The organism is Mycolicibacterium sp. XJ662 (assembly GCF_053484035.1).
Genome location: NZ_JBEFTL010000001.1, coordinates 743,916 through 762,473 on the forward strand (window position 1 = coordinate 743,916; position 18,558 = coordinate 762,473).

An 18,558-nucleotide genomic window follows, 5' to 3' on the forward strand; every position below is an offset into this window, starting at 1 on the left:
GTCTTCTCCGTTGTTCTCATAGGAAATGTGCGGGCTCAGCGCCGGCGGCCAAGCGATTCGGCGACCCCGTCGGCGTGACGTAACGACCAGGCGGTGATCGTCAGGTACGGGTTGGCCGACCCCTGGGACGGGAACGGGCTGGCGTCGGCGGCTGAAAGGTTCTGTACGCGCCAGAACTGCCCGCGGCTGTCGGTGACGCCGGATTGGGCGTCCCCACCCATCCGCAGTCCGCCGATTTCGTGCAGCGCACCTCCCGGCGCATTGATCTGCGTTTTGCCCGGTGTCGAGCCGAGCGCGGTCGCAGCCTGCGCCAACGCGTCTTCCATTGCGGCAAGCCGCTTCTGGTCTTGCGCGCTGCGCTGGTAGATGACACGGAAATTCTGAATGCCCCCATACCGGGTGTCGCCGTGGTCGGTGAGCACCACGCGGTTCTCTTTCTCCACCGATCCGACGCCGAAGGCCGCCAGCATCATGTGGGTGCCGTCGGGGTTGCAGTTCACCCACATCGTCGAGTTGCTCTGGTGATACCAGGTGCCCTTGAACGGGCCCTGGATCTGCAGGTGAAACGCGCGCTCCGGGGTGGCGTCGACCATGACGTTCATGTTCGCGTCGGTGCGGGCCGCGGGGAACTCCGCGGTGCTCTGCACGAACAAGTGATCGTTGACGTACCGGCCGACCAGCGGGCTCACCGCCTCGAGCCCGGAGGCCAGGGCCAGCCGCGCCGACTGCACCGCACCGCCCGCGAGGACCACATGGCGTGGGCGCAACGACAGGTGTTCACCCGTGCGCCGGTCGAGCACCTCCACCGCGTCGACGCGGTCACCGTCGAGCGACAGTCGCACCGCGACGGTCTGGGCGGCCAGGGAAACCCGTGCGCCGGAGGCGAAGTCGCCCAGGTGCGGGCAAGCCAGCAAACGGGCTGCGGCGCTGTCGAAGCCCGCACCCAAGCGGCGATCCGAACCGGTGTCGATTCCCACGGGGGTCGGTCGGGCGGGCAGCCCGGCCGCGGTCAACTGCTCGATCGCGGCGCGCTGCCCGGCGGATTGGTAGAAGGGCGGTCGTTGCTCGTTGCCGCTGACCCGCATCAGCGCCTCCGCCTGGTCGTAATAGCCGGACATGTCTGCGGCATCGATCGGCCAGTCGTCGAAGTCCCACGGCTTGTAGCGCGGCGCCGTGCCGGTCCAGAACAGGGTCCGCCCGCCGACGACGAGCCAGGCCGGTATCGGATCGTTCTGCGCGCCCGCTTCCGTGCCGGTGGGGCTGACCCAGCTGGTCGGGATGGTCGTCGAGTCGCTGAGCTTGGACGCCAGGCCGGTGCTGTCGGCCAGCTTCGCGTTGCCGATGTGCGACATCAACTTGAGCGGGCCGGCTTCCAGGATCACCACCCGTAAACCACGCTCCGCCAACGAAAGCGCCGTCGTGACGCCGGCGGTTCCGCTGCCGATGACCAGGCAGTCGATCCCGTCGGAGTCGCGCGCGACGTCGGCGATGGGGCTTTCAAAGACCGTGTCGAGACCGTTCATGGGGGGTTTCCAATCCGTTTCGTCAGTGAGTTTTTTGTGGTTGTGCGGGCAGCGTGGACACGCCGGTGCGCCGGCCTTCCCAGTACGCGCCGATCTCTTCCAAGCTGCGGCCCTTCGTTTCCGGAAGCGCACGCATCAGATACAGCGCACCGACGACGCTGATCGCGGCGTAGGCGACCAGGGTGACGGTGAGCCCTGGGAAGTCGAGCAGCAGCGGGAACGTCAGCGTGAAGACGATCGCGAAAACGCTTCGCATGCCGTGCGACAGGCTGGCCGCCGGTCCGCGGATCGCCTGCGGGTACAGCTCGGAGATCACGATCTCGCCGACCACGCCGAGCGTCAACGCGAACGCGCCGACGAACACCGCGAGGCTGGCGACCTGGCCCCACTGCGAAAGGCTCGACGTCTCAACGGTCGTCAGGCCCGCCATGGTCAGCAGGCACGCGGCCATCACGAACAGTCCGACGACGACCATCGGTTTGCGCCCGACCCGGTCGATGACGGTCAGCGAGATGACGGTCATGACGAGGAACACGACACCGAGCCCGAGCGTCGCGGCGAAAGACACTGTGGTGTCGGCGAACCCGATCTCCCGAAGGATCGTCGGTGCGTAGAACAGCACCATGTCCCAACCGGAGAACACGATCAGAAACATCACCACCAACCCGACCAAGATTGCCGGCCGATAGGTGGGGTGCCACAGGCGCGCCCGGGCCGCGGTCTCCATGCCCTCCGCGTGGTCCAGTTCCGTGCCGCGGGTCTCGGCGGTGATGGCCGCCAGTTCGGCCTCCGCGTTGTCCCCGAACAGCCGCAACAGCGAACGCCGTGCGGCATGGCGTTGACCGACCGCGGCCAGCCACCGCGGCGACTCGGGTAGCGTCAGCAGCGCCACGCCGTAGATGGCGCTGGGCACCGCGAGGAACCCGAACATGGTGCGCCAACCCGCGGGCTGATCCTCCAACGCCAAGCCGACACAGTAGGCCAGGATCGTGCCCAGTCCGTAGGCCACGGCTTCAAACGACAGCAGCCGCCCGCGGATCGCCGCCGGCGCCACTTCGGCCACGTAAAGCCCTGCGGTCGGCGAAGTTACGCCGATCGCGATGCCTGCGGCGGCACGGGCCACGACCAGCCACCCAAACGACGGGGCAAGCGCCGCGCCGAAGGCGCTGGCGACGAACAAGGCCGCCATCGACATCAGCACGTAACGGCGCCCGAAGCGATCCGACAGCGGGCCGGCCAGAAACGAGCCGGCCGCCAAGCCGGCCACCAGCACGCTGGCCAGCACACCCTGCGCGAGCGCGCCGAGGTTCCAGTCCGCTTCGATGAGCACCAAGGTGACGGCCGTGATCGCGAAGGTGTAGCCGGTGAGCAGACCACCCATCGTCGCCACGCCGGTCACCATGTAGTGCACCAGGCGGCTGTCTTTGACCCGCCCGGCCCGCTCGGTGAAGTAACGCTCGATCGCGACCAGGGACAGGCCACGGGTCTCGGGCATGCTCCGGCGCAAGATCAGGAAGCCCAGCACTGCCACCGCGGCGAAGAGCACCAGCAGCAGCGGCCCACCGAACTCTCGGCGCAGCAACAGCCCGGCCGGTGAGGCAAGGCCGTCGAACAGCCAGTGGGAGGCGACGACCACGCTCATCGCCAGGCCCCGCACACGCAGGGGCACGATCTCCGCGGCCGCGACCCAGGGCACCGGGCCCAGCCCGACGCCGAACGACGCCACGAACAGGTACAGCCCTACCGCGCAGATGACGTAGGCGTGGGTGAAACTGGGTTGAAGAGCGGTCCCGACCGCCATCGTGGTCAGCCCGAGCGCCGCCCCGATCAGGCTGCCCAGAAGCAGGGGGCGCCGGCCGACCCGGTCGATCAGCGCGACGGCGACCAGCGCCGCGAGCACTCCGAGCGCCGCGAGCGACAGCCCCGCCCAGTCCTGACCGCCGAAGTGCAGCGATTCGTAGAGCACGGTCAGGCTCGACGTCGAGTAGTAGAGCATCGCGTTGATGCCGACGAACTGCTGCACGAAGAACAGCCCGACCCCGAGGAAGACGGCGCCGCGACCCGCGAGCGAGAACACCGCCGACAGGTCGTCGGTGCGGCCGTCGCGCGGCATGTCGGTGATCGCGTCGATCTGCTCAGTGGAGCCGGTGGAGTCCAGCCGCCGGAGCACGGCGACGGCGGTCTCGCGATCTCCCTTCAGCGCCAACCACACCGGTGATTCGACCAGCACCAGCGCCAGCCCGCTCAGCAGGAGCGCCGGGACGACACCACCGGCCAGCAGATAGCGCCAGCCGTAGGGGTCGTCGGCGACAAGCTCGTTGCCGACGTAGGCCGCGAGGATGCCGATGGTGATCATCAGCTGGAACACACACACCAGCGATCCGCGCCGGCGGGTGGGAGCGATCTCGGCGATATACAGCGGCGCCGCAACGGAAATCGCGCCCACCGCCAACCCGACGACCAACCGGCCGACCAGCAGGACCAGGCTGGACGGGGCGATCGCGCTGACGAAGGCGCCGAGCGTGAACAGCGCCGTCGTGCCCATGATCACGTCGCGCCGTCCGACCACGTCGGCGATCCGGCCGCCGGCCAGCGCACCGACGAGCGCGCCCAGCAGGGTCGCGGTGCTCAGCAGCAGCTGACCGTCCGACGTCCCCGTCCAGTCGAACTCGGCGTTCTGCAACGCCCCGGCCGCCACGCCCGTTTCGTAGCCGAACAGCAGGCCGCCGAGCGAGGCGACGCCGACCAGGACTTTGCGCACCGCTACACCGCCGGCACAGTCGTACGGCTCTTGAAATGGTCGACGCCCTCGATGATTCCGGCCGCGTACGCGGTGGACGCGAAGTGGGCGTGTGCCAATTCAGGAAGGTCGGCCAGGCCATCGGTGAAGTTCTGCACGATGATCGCCTGGGGCATCGCGCGCAGCATCTCCGTGTCGTTGGCGGAGTCGCCGGAGACGAAGACCTGGTGCTCGCTCAGGCCGTACCGATGCCGGACGTAGGTCACCGCCGCGCCTTTGGAGGCGCGGACGGGCAGGACGTCGAGATAGCGGCCGTGGCTGTGGGTGACGGTGCACTGCAGCCCTTCGGCGGCGAACTTGTCGTGCAGCCGTCGGTCGAGATCGCGGTCACCGTCGGTCAGGTAGCTGACCTTGAACCTGCGCTGTTCGAGTCCGGCCTGGGGGTGGATACCGGGTTCGGTGCGCAGGATCTCGTTGACCGCCTTGGGGTCCCAGTTGACGTCGATGATCTTCGCCCACTCGTCATCGGCGACGTAGGTGGTGCAATCCTCTGCCAGGTAATAGATTTCGGAGCCGACCGAGGTGATCATGACTTCGGGCCGAGGTGAGCCTTCCTGCTCGAGCACCATCATCGCGCTGTGAAAGCTTCGACCGGACGCGATGCCGAAACCCATGCCGTCCTGGCGCTGAAGCCACCGACAGAACTGGGCGTGGGCGGCCTCGTCGCCGACCAGCGTGTTGTCGATGTCGGTGATGAGTAGCTGCGTCGGCGGCGCCGGCTCCGTCGCGGGCTCCGAGAGCACGGACCGCATCAGGCCGTGGTAGCGCTTCGCGTGTGATTTCCAGTCGTAGGCCTTCACCGCCGCCGCTCCGGATGCGGCGTATCTGTGCCACAGCGCCGGGCTTCGCAGGATGTCGAGTGCGGCCTCGGCGATCGAGTTCGGCGTCGTGGGATCGACCAGCACGCCGTTACCGCACACCTCGACGATGTCGTTGGGACCGCCCGAGTCGGTCGCGATGACGGGAATGCCGACCGCGGCCGCCTCCAGCAACGTCAACCCGAACGGCTCGTTGAGCGCGGGGTTGACGAAGATGCCGCGACGTTCCCGGGCATAGGCGTAGAGGCCGGGAAGGTCTTCGGGCCGGTGGTCTTTGGGATAGGCCACCTTGCCGTACAGGTCGTAGCGGTCGATCATCTTGAGGATCTTGGACAGGTTCTCGGCGAGTTCTGTCTCCAGTTCGTCGATGTCGGTGCGGCTACCCGCGATGAGGACCAGGTTCGCCCGGTTCTGCAGTTCGGGGCTCTGGCCGAACGCCTCGACCATGGCGACCAGGTTCTTCTTGGTCACCGGCCGCGCGATCGCGATGATCGGTGGCTTGTCCGGATCGTCGAGGAAGCGGTTGATCATGCGGTCGACCGCGATCGAGGACCGGGCGTGGGTGAACATCGTCAGGTCGCTGCCGGGCGGGACGACGCGGATCTTGCCCGGCGCGTAGCTGTCGTAGCCCGCGTACTGGATCTCGGCTTCGTCGCGGGAGCTGGCGATCACCAGGGCGGCATCGGCCAATGCGCGTTCCTCGGACTGCAGCCGGTGCTTGAGGCTCTCGGGGGCATCGGAGACGACTTCGCCGTTGCTGCGCGCGAAGGCCTCGAGCTTGACCCGGCCGAGGGAATGGGAGGTGAAGACGAAGGGGATGCCGAGGCGCTCACGGACGATCGCGGCCACCACGCCCGCATCTGCATAGTGCGCATGCAGGATGTCCGGACGCCGCGGCTGGCGCTCGATCCAGTCGATCAGAGCGTCGGCAAACGCCGGAACCTCTTGCCAGAGTTCCTCTTTGGGGAGGTACTCCGGTTGCGTGGTGGGAAATCGCACGATTTCGATCTTCGGCGTGACGGTCTCGTGCGGCTGCCAGTACTCGTCGCCGAGGGATCCCTGGAATGCCCTGGTGGCGATCGTGATCCGCTCGATCATGGGGTCTTGTTGGGAAGCTTCGACGAGCCCCATGAGGTAGCGGATATGGCCGCCGGTGTCAGCCGTCACGCCGTATTCGACGTTGCGGCCGCGCAGTGCGCCTTGTAGCGCGATGTGGAGGACAAACGATGGTTGAGACGATCCTGCATTCACAGCAAATCTCCTTGGTGTTCAGAGGGGAGAGGGTTTTCAAGGCAAGTGCGGGCCCGGTCAATTCATTGGATCGCCTCGTCGTCGTCCTCGGCCCGGATGACCAGCTCGATACGCCGACCGAAGACGGCCTGGACTCTTTCGACGAGCTTGAACACCTGGCGCGTATCCGAAGGTTCCGCGGCGATGGCGACCACCCGTTTCGCGCTCACGCCGGCGAGGATGCGGGTGAGGCGGGGCGCGTGGCGGTCGGTGACCGCGACGCGGTAGCCGCTGCACAGTAGGTCGCGTGCAATCCGGTAGCCACTTTCGGTCCCGGCGTTCAGCACCAGGGCGACGTGGTCTTCACCGGTGGGCATCGGGGTTTCGATACCAACGAAAGCCGTTGAGCCGTTTGTGATCATGGCCGAAAAGCTAGCCAGCGACGAGGGCTTCCCGTATCCACCGATGGGAGCTTCGCCGGGTGGATTCGGCAGTTCCACCGATCGGGGGACAACGGTTCATCCGGTACACGGCCCGTTCGCCCGACATACACAGCGGGTGAAAACCGGCACTGTTGAGTCATCGCCGCCAGACCCGGCATCGGATGAGAATTACCGACAGGAGCACCCGAGATGACCACCAACATCAACCGCCGCTTCGCCCGCTACATCGCCGTGCCCACCCTCGCGGCGGGCATCCTGGGCGGTGCCGCCCTCGGCATGGCCGGGATGGCCAACGCCGGCACCTACTCGCAGGACCAGGCCCCGCAGCCGAGCATGGTCGCGACGCCCACCGTCAAGGCGCCGCCGGTGTGGTCGCATTACGGCAAGCGCGGCGAGCACTGGCTCAAGGTCGAAGGGCTCGAATGATCGCTCCGAAACGACGAAAAGCGGGGCACCCCTGAGGGTGCCCCGCTTTTTGGTTTCGGGCTAGACGGCGGTCAGCACGTCGGCCGTCTGCAGCGCCTGCGCGACGCCGGAGACGATCGATGCCAGCCGGATCGCCTCGAAGATCGTCGTCCGCGACACGTCGGCGTCGCGCAGCGTCTTCTCATGCGCGGCAAGGCAACGCCCACAGCCGTTGATAGCCGATACGGCCAGCGACCACAGCTCGAAGTCGTCCTTGGCGACACCGGGGTTGCCGATGATGTTCATCCGCAGCCCGGCCCGCAGGTCGTCGTAGGCGCCGTCGAGCTGGCCCTTAGAGCGGTAGAACACGTTGTTCATCCCCATGATGGCGGCCGCGCCGAGGGCGGCGTTGTAGGCCTCCTCGCTGAGGATGCCCAGCGCGTCCTCGGCGATCTCCCGCATCAGCCGCTCGGACTTGGTCGCCGCGGCGGTCGCCACCAGCGCACCCCACAGCTGCTGCTCGTTCAGCTCCGTCGTCTTGACGATGCTGCCGAGGTTGAGCTTGAGGTCCTTGGCGTAGTCGGGAAGCGCTTCCTTGATGTTGTCGATGCTCACGGTTACACCGCCTCGGCGAGAAGCTCTTCGGGCTTGATCGTCGGATCGCCCTTCTTCCAGTTGCAGGCGCACAGTTCGTCGGACTGCAGCGCGTCGAGCACCCGCAGCACCTCGTCGACGTTGCGACCCACCGAGCCGGCGGTCACCGACACGAACTGGACCTCGTTGTTGGGGTCGACGATGAAGGTCGCCCGGTCCGCGACACCGTCGGCGTTGAGTACGCCGGTGGCCAGCGACAGCTCACGCTTGAGGTCAGAGGCCATCGGGAACGGCAGCGTCTTGAGGTCCTCGTGCTGGGCGCGCCACTGGAAGTGCACGAACTCGTTGTCGACCGAAACGCCGATCACCTTCGCGTCGCGGTCCTCGAAATCCTCGTTGAGCTTGCCGAACGCCGCGATCTCCGTCGGACACACGAAGGTGAAGTCCTTCGGCCAGAAGAAGATGATCCGCCACTTGCCTTCGTGATCATCACTGGTCACGCGGGTGAAGTAGTCGTCGGGCTTCTTGGCATCGACCTCCGAGAGATCACCGCCGATAACCGCCGCCATGTCGTAGCGGGGGAACTGGTCGCCGATCGTCAGCAATGCCATGTGTTTGCACACCATCCTTGGTCTATTTTGGAGTCAGTCCAGATTACGTATACGATTGTGTTCCTTTTACCGGCTAAACACAAGGGCTACGAACGTGATTGTGGCCACACTGCTCCGGTGAAATAGGTTCGGTTTCAGCCGATTTCGGCGCGGAAATCCGCGAGGTCCGCCGCAGCGGTCGTCACTGGCGCCGGTACAGCCGGCCGTGGCCGCGGAACCACACCACGTCTCCGTCCGGGTCGCGGACGAAGTTCGAGCGGGTGCCGACGGGTTCGCCGTCGGGGCCGAGGTCGAGCCCGTAGTCCGGTCGGTAGAAGGCCAAACCGAGCTGTGCTGCGGTGTCCTCGCCGGGGTTCGTGCTGACGTCGGCGAGGTCGGCCATGGTGCCGTGCAGGCGGCCGTCGCGTCCCCGGAACTCGATGGCCACCCCTTCCAGGTCGCCGGTTTCGACGACTTGCTCGGCCACGTACCGCCCCTCATACGGCGCCAGCTCGGCCGCGGTGAGGCTCTGGGTCGTCGCGGGAAGGTTGCTGACCCCGGCGAAGCGTCGCAGCGCCCAGTCGTCGGCGAACAACTCGGTGGTCAGCGCTGCTCCGCCCTCGGAGTTGGTGAGCACGGTCATCGCGAAGTTGCGCTCCGGCACCAGGAAGAACCCGGATCGTTGACCCTGCCAGGTGCCCCCGTGCTGCACGATCGTCACGCCCTCGGCGGACGGGCGCAGCATCCAGGTCACCCCCATGCCGAGGAGTTCGACCTGCAGGGTGCCGCCCGCGCCCGGCTCGGAGCGCATCGCCGTCAAGGCGTCCTGGCTCAGCAGCCGGGTGCCGTCGGGAGTTGTGCCGTCGCCGAGGTGAAAGCGCGCGTAGCGCAATTGGTCGCGCACGGTGGAGATCAACGCCCCGGTGGGGTTGCAGCTGCGCGGAAATCCCCAGAACCCGGTGTCCACGACGGGCTTGCCGTCGACCACATTGTGCGATGCCGCGACGTTGAACCCGACGATCTGATCGGAGAAGTACCGGGTATGGCCCAGCTCCAGCGGCTCGAGCAGCAGGTTCTGCACCGCATCCTCATAGGTCGACCCGGTGACCACCTCGATGATGCGGCCCGCCACGACCAAGCCGGCGTTGTTGTAGGCGAATACCTCGCCGGGCGGCGTCAGCTGCGGCAGCCGGGTCATCGACGCGACGTAGCGGGCGAGCGCGTCGTCGCCGCGCCCGAAGTCCTGCAGATCGTCACCGAGCCAGCCCGACGTGTGGTTGAGCAGTTGACGCACGGTGACCGCGGCGCTGGCGCCCGCGTCGGCGACCGCGAAGTCGGGCAGGTAGCGCCGCACCGGCGCGTCGAGGTCGATCCGGCCCTGATCGACCAACCGCATCACGGTCGTGCCGGTGAATGTCTTTGTCGTCGAGCCGATCCGGAACACGGTGTCACCGTCGACGGCCACGGGGTGATCGACGTTCGTGACGCCGTAGCCCTTGATGTACTCGCGGCCACCGGTCAGCAGGCCGACCGCGACGCCGGGTATCGCATAGGCCTTCATACCCGCTTCGATCTTGGCGTCGAGTTCGGCGAACCCGTCGCCCGTACCGGTCGTCGTGGTGGCCGGCGCCGGACCGGAGGAGGAGTTCGACGAACACGCCGCCAGCGCCGTCGCCGCCGCACCCGCCAGCGCGCCACCCAGTACAACGCGACGCGACACCGCGGGCATGGGGTTCACAAATGATTCGGTCACGACGGGGAGATGTCGTACGGGGGTGGCTGCACCGAGCGGACGCAGGTGGTGTCGGGCTGCTGCGGGTCGTCGACGAACGACGCGATCACGGCGGCCCCGCAGTCGTTCGTGTACACACCGTGCGCGACGCCGGGGATCGTCACCTCGTGGGAGCTCGGAAGATGCTGCGCCACATACTGTCCCCACTGGGCACCGGTCTGTCCGTCGTAGCTGCCCGAAAGGGCAAGGGTCGGGATGTCGGCCGTGGTGATGTCACGGATCGCGTCGGGAGCTTTCGGCACGCTCCACGCGGTGCAGGCGTCGCGCAGGAACGGCAGCTGCGGTGCCTGCGCCCGAACCGATTCCGGAAACTCGGGAAAGGCCTGCTGCGCCTTGTCGAGTTGGTCCTCGACGGTCTCGAACGGAACCCACTCGCTGCACCACACGCTCAGCGCCAGGCCCCATCCGAAGGTGCCGACCCGTTCGGGGTTGGTCCACACCTCGGCGTAGCGCTGAGCGATGGGCTGTGCGTTGCCTCGCGCCAGTTCGTCGATCTGCGCGGGGAATTCGGCGGGAAAGTGGGTGGCGAGCGGGACGAACCACGCCAGCAGCGCGCCGCCGTCGAGGTTGACGTCGACCGGTCCGACATCGGGCACGTCGACGACGATGGTGACGGGCTGCGCCTCGAGGCGGTTGACCTGGTCGATGAAGGTGGCCGCCAGATCGGGATAACGCGCATGGCACTCCGGTTGCGCCTCGCACGCGGCGGTCATGTTGTCGAAGGCTTCCTTGGCGCTGCTCCATGTCCACCCCAGGCCGGCCACCGACGGCGGCGTGACACCGTCGAGCGTGACCGAGCGGATCGCATCGGGGTCGTGGCGCATGTAGATCAGGGCCAGGTCGGTGCCGTAGGAGTGCGAGTACACGTTCCAGGTCGAGATGTCCAACGCCGTGCGCAAATCGACGAGATCGTAGGCGCTTTCGGTGGAGTTGAACGCGGCAAGGTCGGCGTCCGGCGCCAACCGGTCGTGGCACTGCCTCACCGCCTGGACATAGTCATCGCGGGTCGATTCGGCGTCATACACCAAACCGACTCGGCGGGCGTAGAACTCGTCGACTTCCGGACATGTCAGGGCCGGCGTGGCGGAATAGGTGCCGCGTTGCGACATCAGAATCAGGTCGCGGTTGCTGCCGACGCCGGCGGGAATCGGGGGGTCGGCGATCGCGTCGTTGCCCGGTCCGCCGGTGAGGAGCACGATCGGATCGGGCACCGGTTGCGGGTTCTCCGCCGGGATGACCGCCACCGGCAGGTGCAGCATCCGGCCACCGGATTTGGTGCGGTTCTCGGGTACCACCAGGTCTCCGCAACGGGCCCTTGCCAACTCAGGCACCGGTTGCGGGGTGGTTGGACATGGACCCGCGATGAACTGGGCAGGCGGATGTTCGACGGTGGTCTGAGTGGTCGGCGACGGCGCGCCGGCAGGCGGTTCACTCGAATCGCCGCAACCCGCGCACACCATCAGCACCAGGAGCGCGGACGCCGTCTTGAACCGGTGCCGGCGACGCGAATCACCGTCGGATCGTCTATGTCCCGGATGGGTCGAGGTGAGCGCCACGCCAGGGATAGTCACATACGCAGTGTGCAGTCGCTAGCCAATCCGCCCATTCTGCACAGCATCTCAACCGATTTATCCCCCAATCGGTCGACAATACTTGCACTTTCAATCAATCGTCTTGGCGTGCCTACCTGAAACCGTGCCTACCTGAAACACCGCCTGCCCAACGCCTTCCGCACGGCGCTTCTGCGTTTGCTGGCGGTCACCGCGAGTTCCCAGCCTTGGTGCGGTGCGGCGAAAACACCCAACCCGCGGGTCTCGGTCCGCTACTTTCTGCCCATGGTTTTCACGTCTCGGCTCGCAACGAAACGCTGACCGCATGGACGTAACCGAAGTCCGCACACAGGATCGCAGCGACAAGGGTCTGCAGGCGGGCGCGCTCGGGTTGGTGGGCAACATCGTCATCGGACTCTCGGCGGTCGCACCGGCGTACAGCCTGGCCGCCACCCTCGGGCTGGTGGTGGCCACCGTCGGCGAGAAGGCGCCGGCGATGTTCGCGTTGGCCTTCATCCCCATGCTGCTGACGGCATTCGCCTACCGCGAGCTTGCCCGCGACACCCCCGACTGCGGCACGACGTTTACCTGGAGCACAAAGGCTTTCGGTTCATGGGTGGGTTGGATCGCGGGCTGGGGTTTGGCGGTCGCGGCGATCATCGTGCTCGCCAACGTGGCGGAGATCGCGGCGATCTACCTGTTCCGGTTTCTCGGTCTGGAACGGCTCGCCCAATCGTTTTTGGCCACAACGTTTCTGGGCGCGGTGTTCATCGTCGCGATGACGCTGGTGGGCGCGCGGGGCATCGTGCTCTCCGAACGCCTGCAGAACGTGCTGCTGGCGATCCAGCTCGGTGTGTTGGTCACCGTCAGCGTCATCGCCCTGGTGCGCGTCTTCACCGACACCGCGGGCCCGCAGGCGATGATGCCCGAGCTGAGCTGGTTGTGGCCCAGCGGGCTCGACTCGCATGCGATCGCCGCGGCGGTGATCCTGTGCATCTTCATCTACTGGGGCTGGGATGCCTGCCTGGCGGTCAGCGAGGAGACCACCGACGCCGACAAGACGCCCGGCCGTGCCGCGGTGATCACCACCTTGATCCTTGTCGCGACGTACGTGCTGGTGGCGTACGCGGTGCAGTCGTTCGCCGGCCTCGGGACGGACGGCATCGGGCTCAACAATCCGGACAACTACGGTCACGCGCTCAACGTGCTCGGCGGGCCGGTCGGCGGCACCCTTGCCGCATCGCTGCTGTTGTTGACCGTATCGGTGTCGGCACTGGCCTCCACCCAGACGACGATCCTGCCCACCGCACGCTGCGCGTTGGCGATGTCGGTCTACGAGGCGATTCCCAAGCGCTTTTCCGTCATCCACGACCGCTACCTGACGCCGACCTTCGCGACCCTGGTCATGGGTGGCACCGCGCTCGGGTTCTACGTGATGCTGAGCTTCATCAGTGAGAACGCGCTGGCCGACTCGATTTCCTCGCTGGGCCTGGCCGTCGCCTTCTACTACGGCCTGACCGCGTTCGCCTGCGTCTGGTACTTCCGCCGCACGCTGTTCGACTCGGTGCGAAACCTCTTCCTGCGGGGGATCTTCCCGTTGCTGGGTGCGCTGGTGATGACGTGGGCCTTCCTCGAAAGCGCCATCGACATGATCGATCCGGACTACGGCTTCACCGCGTTCGGGCCGCTCGGAGGCGTATTCGTGCTCGGCGTCGGGATGCTGGCGCTGGGCATCCCGCTGATGCTGCTGTGCTTCGCGTTCGGGACAAAGAACTTCTTCGCCGGCCGCACCCTGCACGCCGGCACCGAGGTGCACGTGTCAGATGCCACGTGAGCTGAAGCGCTAACGTCGAGAAGATGGCCAACATCTCAGAGAACGACCGTATCGCCGACGTCGCACCCGGAGACGTCGTGCTGGTCGCCCGCGGCGACGCCGACCCGGCACCGCACCAGGTCGTGCACAAGGACGCGCGCGACGACGCCGTCGTCGTGACCTACCAGACCGACCACGGCACGACGTTCGAGGTCGAATACGCCGCCGACGCCCGTGTCACCCGCTCGCTCGAGTCGAAATGGGAGTCCGAACAAAGCCCGACGCCGCACAAGCCGGTTTAACGAGGTGTCATATCGTGGCGGTATGGACTTCGCGATGTCGGCCAAGGTGCAGGACTACCACGAGCGCCTGACCGCTTTCATGACCGAACACGTCTTTCCCGCCGAGGACGCTTACCACCGCTATCGCGAAGAGGCCGGTCCCAAGGACCACACCGTCCCGCCGGTCGTCGAGGACCTCAAGAAGGTGGCCAAGGAGCACGGCCTGTGGAACCTGTTCCTGCCCGCCGAGTCCGGGCTGACCAACCTCGAATACGCGCCGCTGGCCGAGGTGACGGGCTGGAGCCTCGAGATCGCTCCCGAGGCGGTGAACTGCGCCGCGCCCGACACCGGCAACATGGAAACCCTGCACCTGTTCGCCACCGAACAGCAGCGCAAACAATGGCTCGAACCCCTGCTGGCCGGTGAGATCCGCAGCGCGTTCGCGATGACCGAGCCCGCCGTGGCCTCCAGCGACGCCCGCAACATCGAGACCACCATGCTGCGCGACGGCGACGACTACGTCATCAACGGGCGCAAGTGGTGGATCACCGGAGCCGCCGACCCGCGCTGCAAGATCATGATCGTGATGGGCCGCACCAACCCGGACGCGGCCAGCCATCAGCAGCAGTCGATGATCCTGGTGCCCACTGATACCCCCGGCGTCGACATCCAGCGCTCGCTGCCGGTGTTCGGCTGGCAAGACCAGCACGGCCACTGCGAGATCGTGTTCGACAACGTCCGGGTGCCTGTCGAGAACCTGCTTCACGAGGAGGGCAGCGGGTTTGCGATCGCCCAGGCCCGGCTCGGTCCCGGCCGCATCCATCACTGCATGCGTGCGCTCGGTGCGGCCGAGCGTGCGCTGACACTGATGGTCGACCGCGTGCAAAAGCGCGTGGCGTTCGGCAAACCGCTCGCTGAACAGGGCGTGGTGCGCGAAGCGATCGCCAAGTCCCGCAACGAAATCGACCAGGCGCGGCTGCTTTGCCACAAGGCCGCGTGGACCATCGACCAGCACGGCAACAGGAGCAAGGATGCCCAGGTGCAGGTGGCCCAGATCAAGGCCGTCGCACCGCAGGTCGCGTGCGACGTCATCGACCGCGCCATCCAGGTGCACGGCGGGGCGGGCGTCAGCGACGACGTGCCGCTGGCCCGCATGTACGGCTGGCACCGCGCGATGCGGCTGTTCGACGGCCCCGACGAGGTGCACATGCGCACCATCGCCCGCGCCGAAATCGGTCGTGAGAAGAGCGCCCTCGCGACGGCGGCGAGCGGCCAATCAAACCAGGCGGTGACGTCCTAGTGGCCGTCGAGGTCGGAGAGTTGGGCGGAGCGTGGAACTTTCGTGACGTCGCGGCGATCACCGGGGTCCGGCCGGGTCGGCTGTTCCGGTCCAGTGAGTTGAGCAGTCTGTCCGAAGACGGACGACGTCGGCTGGTCGCGTTGGGTATCTCCGATGTGGCTGATCTGCGCTCAGACCGCGAGGTCGAACGGCTCGGCGCCGGTCGGGTGCCCGACGCCGTAGCGGTTCACCGGTTGCCGTTTCGTGAACTCGGCGAGCAGGCGCCCCACGAGCAGGCCTTCGAACAGGCCCTGAGCAAGGACGCCGGGGATGAGGACGTCGCGGTCGTGGCTGCCCGCTACATGACCGACGAGTACGCGAAATATCCGGCGTTGACCGGGGCGCAATCCGCGGTGCGGCGGGTGATTTCGTTGCTGGCCGACGGCCGGCCCGTGCTCGCGCACTGCTTTGCCGGCAAGGACCGCACCGGGTTCACCGTCGCGGTGACGCTGGAGGCCATCGGTGTGGACCGTGACGCGGTGATGGCCGACTATCTGCGCAGCAATCAGGCGGTGCCGCAGCTGCGCGAGCGCATCCTGGAGTCACTGCGCAAACGCGGCGACGAAAACACCCGGGAGATCGAGACGTTCGCCGAGGCGCGACTCGCCGAAGAGGTGCTCGGGGTTCGTGACGTCTACCTGCACGCCGCGCTGAAGACGATCGACGAGCGGTACGGGTCAGTGTCCAGCTACCTGGAAGCCATCGGTGTCACCACCGACCAGGTCGACAGATTGCGCAGCACTCTGCGCTGACGGCTCGAGCACGGTGACGGTGCCCGCGTCGCCGTCTACCTCCACCAGCACTCCGTCGTCGAGCACACGGGAGGCGTATTCGGTTCCCACCACGGCCGGGATACCGAATTCCCTTGCCACGATCGCCGCGTGGGACATCATGCCGCCGATGTCGGTGACCACCGCGGCGGCGCTGGCGAAAAACGGCGTCCAGCCGGTGTCGGTCGCCCTGGCCACCAGAACTTCGCCGGGCGCCATATCATCGTCGGGAGACCGCAACACGCGCACCCGACCGCGCACCACCCCGGCGACCGCGGGTACGCCGACGATCGCCTGCTCGACCGGCTCGCGGCCGACCACCTCGGTGGCGGTCATGGGCTGGGAGAACCGCAGTGGCACTTCGATGTTCGCCAGACGCTCACGTTCGGCGCGTCGACGCGCGACGATCGGCGCCAGCTCCAGGCCGCTGGAGACGAACAGTTCGTCGCGCCTGAGGTAGAAGACGTCACCAACCTCCGACAGGCGTCCGGACCTGGCGAGCCGAGCACCCCATTCACGCAGCGCCAACCGCAACTGATGGGTCAGCCGCATCACCGCGTCGCGGCAACGCTCGCGCCGCGAAATCATCGACCGGCTCACCTTTTCGAGCTGTCTGCCGACGAAATCTAGCCGCTGGCTCTCGGGCGGCTCCGCGGTCACCCCGATCGCACCGGACACTGCCCGCAACAACAGGTGCGGTGCGTCCGCGTAGACACAGTTGGCCAGTTCGGTCTCGCCAGGGCCGCGGTGACCCGCAGCGGTGAGCAGCGCACTCACCCGTTGCGCGAAATCAGGGTCCCTGCGCTGTAGTTCGGCCCAACTGTTTTCGTCGATACGGGCGGCAAGCACGGCGGCGGCCTCGGGTCGTCGGTCCGCGAGCGCGGCCAGTTCCCGCACGCCGCGCAGCAGCCGCGAGCTGGCCAGCACCTCGTGGTCGCCGGCAGACGGTTGCAGAGCAGCCGTTCCGTAACGCCGCTCGAGCACGGAACTGGGTACGCTGACCAGGAATGTGCAGAGCAGCCCGATCTTCCAGCCCTCGACGCAGTCCTCCCACAGTGATTCGATACGCGCGCGTAACCGGGGATCGGTGAGATCGGCTGCGGCGGTGTGTGACACCTCTTCGGCGCGCTGTTCGACGGCGGCTGCCGCCGCGCCGATTCCGGCCAGCCGTGGACCCGCCACCGCGGCGAACCTCCCGAAGCGGGGCAGATCTCGCAGCGTCGGTCCCGGCCGCACGAAGTCCGGCGGATACGGTCGACCGTTGATCTGGTGCTCGAAGTCCTCGGGCGTCTGCCCCGGTGTCCCGGAAGCCATTTCCCTGAGCACGCTGACGTTCTGATAGAACCGGTGCCCGAAGATCGCGAGCTGCCTGCGCCGCACGTTGTCGCGGATCTGCTCGTCGAGCGGGAGCAGCAGCGCGACCTGGTCGGCGCCGGTGAACAGCGCGTCGCGGGTCAGCTCCAGTGACAGCGGGGTCATCGGCCCGGGAAACGCCTCCTCGAGATTGGCGCAGGTCCATTCCGGATAGGTGGGATCGGCACGGGGCGTGTCGAATTCGCCGGAGGCCGCCCCGGAAAGCACCTGAAGTGAGCTGCCGTCGACGCCGGCCTGTGCGGCCGGGTGCGGTCGGGCCCGGTCCAGCTTGGTCGGCCTGCGAAGTTCCTTCATCCCGAGCACCAGGTGGCTGGTGGCGTGCCTGCCTTGGTCTGCGATCGCCTCGGCCGAGGTGTAGGCGAGCTCGAAACCGAAGTCCTGTTTCAACCGTGTGGTGTCGGCAATCGGCCAGTGCAGGAAAAGGTCGAACAGTTCGGGGGCCGAACGAGCCGCGGGAACCGCCCGGCTCAACGCCCGAACCGTCGGCACCAGCAGCCGCGGCGGTGTCGGCGCACACGGACGCCGCGCCAGACGCGCCACCTGTGGCCAGCTCAGTTGGTCGTCGGCCGCGAGGTTCACCGCGCCCACCACCGGGCTGTCACAGGCGTGGGCGAAGAAGCGGCCCACGTCGTCCTGGTGCACCATCTGGATCTTCGCGCGCCCGCCGAGGCCGGGGACGGCCGGTTGCCGGTACACGTTCGCCGGGGCGTTGTGGGCGGCGCGGCCCACCACCACCGTCGGACGCACCCGCAGTGCCTGCACCCCGGATTCGACGATCATCCGCTCGGCCTGGGCCTTGTGCCATTCGTACACCAGACCGTAGGCCGGGTTGAGTTCTTCGTGCTCCTGCCACGGGTGCGGGTGATCGGGGTGTGCACCGTACGCGGTTACCGATGATGCGAACACCATTCGGGCGCAACCGGTCTGGTCCATGGCGGTCAGTACGTTGCGGGTGCCGCCGAGGTTGATCGGCTCGGCCTGGTCGTGGGTGACCGACCCGCTCAACGCCCAGGCCAGATGCACCACGGTGGCGCAGCCGTCCATCGCGCGACGAACCGATTCCACGTCGCCAATGTCACCCTGCACGAACCGCGCGCCCTTGGGGAGGGTGCGCGGCTCGTGGCGGGCGAACAGCACGACGTCGTGTCCGGTGCGGACGAGCCACTTGGTGGTGGCCACCCCGAATGCCCCGGTTCCTCCGGTGACCAGCACCGCGCCGCCCGATGTCACGTGCAG

14 protein-coding genes are annotated in these 18,558 nt (G+C 67.2%); 5 read left to right on the forward strand and 9 right to left on the reverse strand.

All coding sequences use genetic code 11. The annotated features are described in order from the left end of the window. Positions 1-35 precede the first annotated feature (35 nt). The 4 genes from ABQE93_RS03410 to ABQE93_RS03425 all read right to left on the reverse strand — a co-directional run bounded on the left by ABQE93_RS03410 (position 36) and on the right by ABQE93_RS03425 (position 6,793). The gene (locus ABQE93_RS03410) at positions 36-1,523 is read right to left on the reverse strand and encodes a GMC oxidoreductase (RefSeq protein WP_448405855.1); all 1,488 of its coding nucleotides are present in this window, start codon (positions 1,521-1,523) and stop codon (positions 36-38) included. A gap of 22 nt (positions 1,524-1,545) precedes the next feature. Further along, on the reverse strand, positions 1,546-4,284 hold the full coding sequence (locus ABQE93_RS03415; protein ID WP_448405856.1) for a sugar porter family MFS transporter: 2,739 nt from the start codon (positions 4,282-4,284) through the stop codon (positions 1,546-1,548). Between the two features lie 2 nt (positions 4,285-4,286). Further along, the gene (locus tag ABQE93_RS03420) at positions 4,287-6,392 is read right to left on the reverse strand and encodes an HAD-IIB family hydrolase (protein ID WP_448412319.1); all 2,106 of its coding nucleotides are present in this window, start codon (positions 6,390-6,392) and stop codon (positions 4,287-4,289) included. 62 nt (positions 6,393-6,454) lie between these two features. Further along, complete coding sequence (locus ABQE93_RS03425; RefSeq protein ID WP_448405858.1) at positions 6,455-6,793, reverse strand: SDR family NAD(P)-dependent oxidoreductase; 339 nt, start codon at positions 6,791-6,793, stop codon at positions 6,455-6,457. Positions 6,794-7,003: 210 nt separating this feature from the next. Here ABQE93_RS03425 and ABQE93_RS03430 point away from each other — a divergent pair, with 210 nt between their 5' ends. Continuing rightward, positions 7,004-7,240, forward strand: coding sequence for a hypothetical protein (locus ABQE93_RS03430; RefSeq protein WP_448405859.1), 237 nt, complete (start codon positions 7,004-7,006; stop codon positions 7,238-7,240). A 60-nt stretch (positions 7,241-7,300) separates the two neighbouring features. Here ABQE93_RS03430 and ahpD read toward each other — a convergent pair whose 3' ends face one another. The 4 genes from ahpD to ABQE93_RS03450 form a co-directional block, all read right to left on the reverse strand. Next, on the reverse strand, positions 7,301-7,834 hold the full coding sequence (gene ahpD / locus ABQE93_RS03435) for an alkyl hydroperoxide reductase AhpD (protein ID WP_448405861.1): 534 nt from the start codon (positions 7,832-7,834) through the stop codon (positions 7,301-7,303). Positions 7,835-7,836: 2 nt separating this feature from the next. Next, positions 7,837-8,424 (reverse strand): peroxiredoxin, encoded by a 588-nt coding sequence (locus tag ABQE93_RS03440; RefSeq protein WP_448405862.1) that lies wholly within the window; start codon positions 8,422-8,424, stop codon positions 7,837-7,839. A gap of 181 nt (positions 8,425-8,605) precedes the next feature. Further along, positions 8,606-10,132 (reverse strand): serine hydrolase domain-containing protein, encoded by a 1,527-nt coding sequence (locus ABQE93_RS03445; RefSeq protein WP_448406511.1) that lies wholly within the window; start codon positions 10,130-10,132, stop codon positions 8,606-8,608. A gap of 20 nt (positions 10,133-10,152) precedes the next feature. Then, on the reverse strand, positions 10,153-11,766 hold the full coding sequence (locus ABQE93_RS03450) for an alpha/beta hydrolase (protein WP_448405863.1): 1,614 nt from the start codon (positions 11,764-11,766) through the stop codon (positions 10,153-10,155). 304 nt (positions 11,767-12,070) lie between these two features. Between ABQE93_RS03450 and ABQE93_RS03455 the strand changes: the two genes are divergently transcribed. The 4 genes from ABQE93_RS03455 to ABQE93_RS03470 are packed head-to-tail and all read left to right on the forward strand — an operon-like array spanning position 12,071 to position 15,930. After that, positions 12,071-13,579, forward strand: a complete 1,509-nt coding sequence (locus ABQE93_RS03455; RefSeq protein WP_448405864.1) for an APC family permease — start codon at positions 12,071-12,073, stop codon at positions 13,577-13,579. Between the two features lie 23 nt (positions 13,580-13,602). Beyond that, the gene (locus ABQE93_RS03460) at positions 13,603-13,860 is read left to right on the forward strand and encodes a hypothetical protein (protein WP_448405865.1); all 258 of its coding nucleotides are present in this window, start codon (positions 13,603-13,605) and stop codon (positions 13,858-13,860) included. A gap of 22 nt (positions 13,861-13,882) precedes the next feature. Further along, positions 13,883-15,139: an acyl-CoA dehydrogenase family protein gene (locus ABQE93_RS03465; RefSeq protein WP_448405866.1), complete on the forward strand. Its 1,257-nt coding sequence runs from the start codon at positions 13,883-13,885 to the stop codon at positions 15,137-15,139. Then, positions 15,139-15,930, forward strand: coding sequence for a tyrosine-protein phosphatase (locus ABQE93_RS03470; RefSeq protein ID WP_448405867.1), 792 nt, complete (start codon positions 15,139-15,141; stop codon positions 15,928-15,930). Before ABQE93_RS03465 ends, ABQE93_RS03470 begins: the two co-directional genes overlap by 1 nt. On the opposite strand, the gene ABQE93_RS03475 is transcribed toward ABQE93_RS03470, so the two are convergent. After that, positions 15,856-18,552 carry a PEP-utilizing enzyme gene (locus tag ABQE93_RS03475; protein WP_448405868.1) on the reverse strand — a complete coding sequence of 899 codons (2,697 nt, stop codon included), beginning with the start codon at positions 18,550-18,552 and terminating at the stop codon, positions 15,856-15,858. The genes ABQE93_RS03470 and ABQE93_RS03475 overlap by 75 nt on opposite strands. Positions 18,553-18,558: the final 6 nt, after the last annotated feature.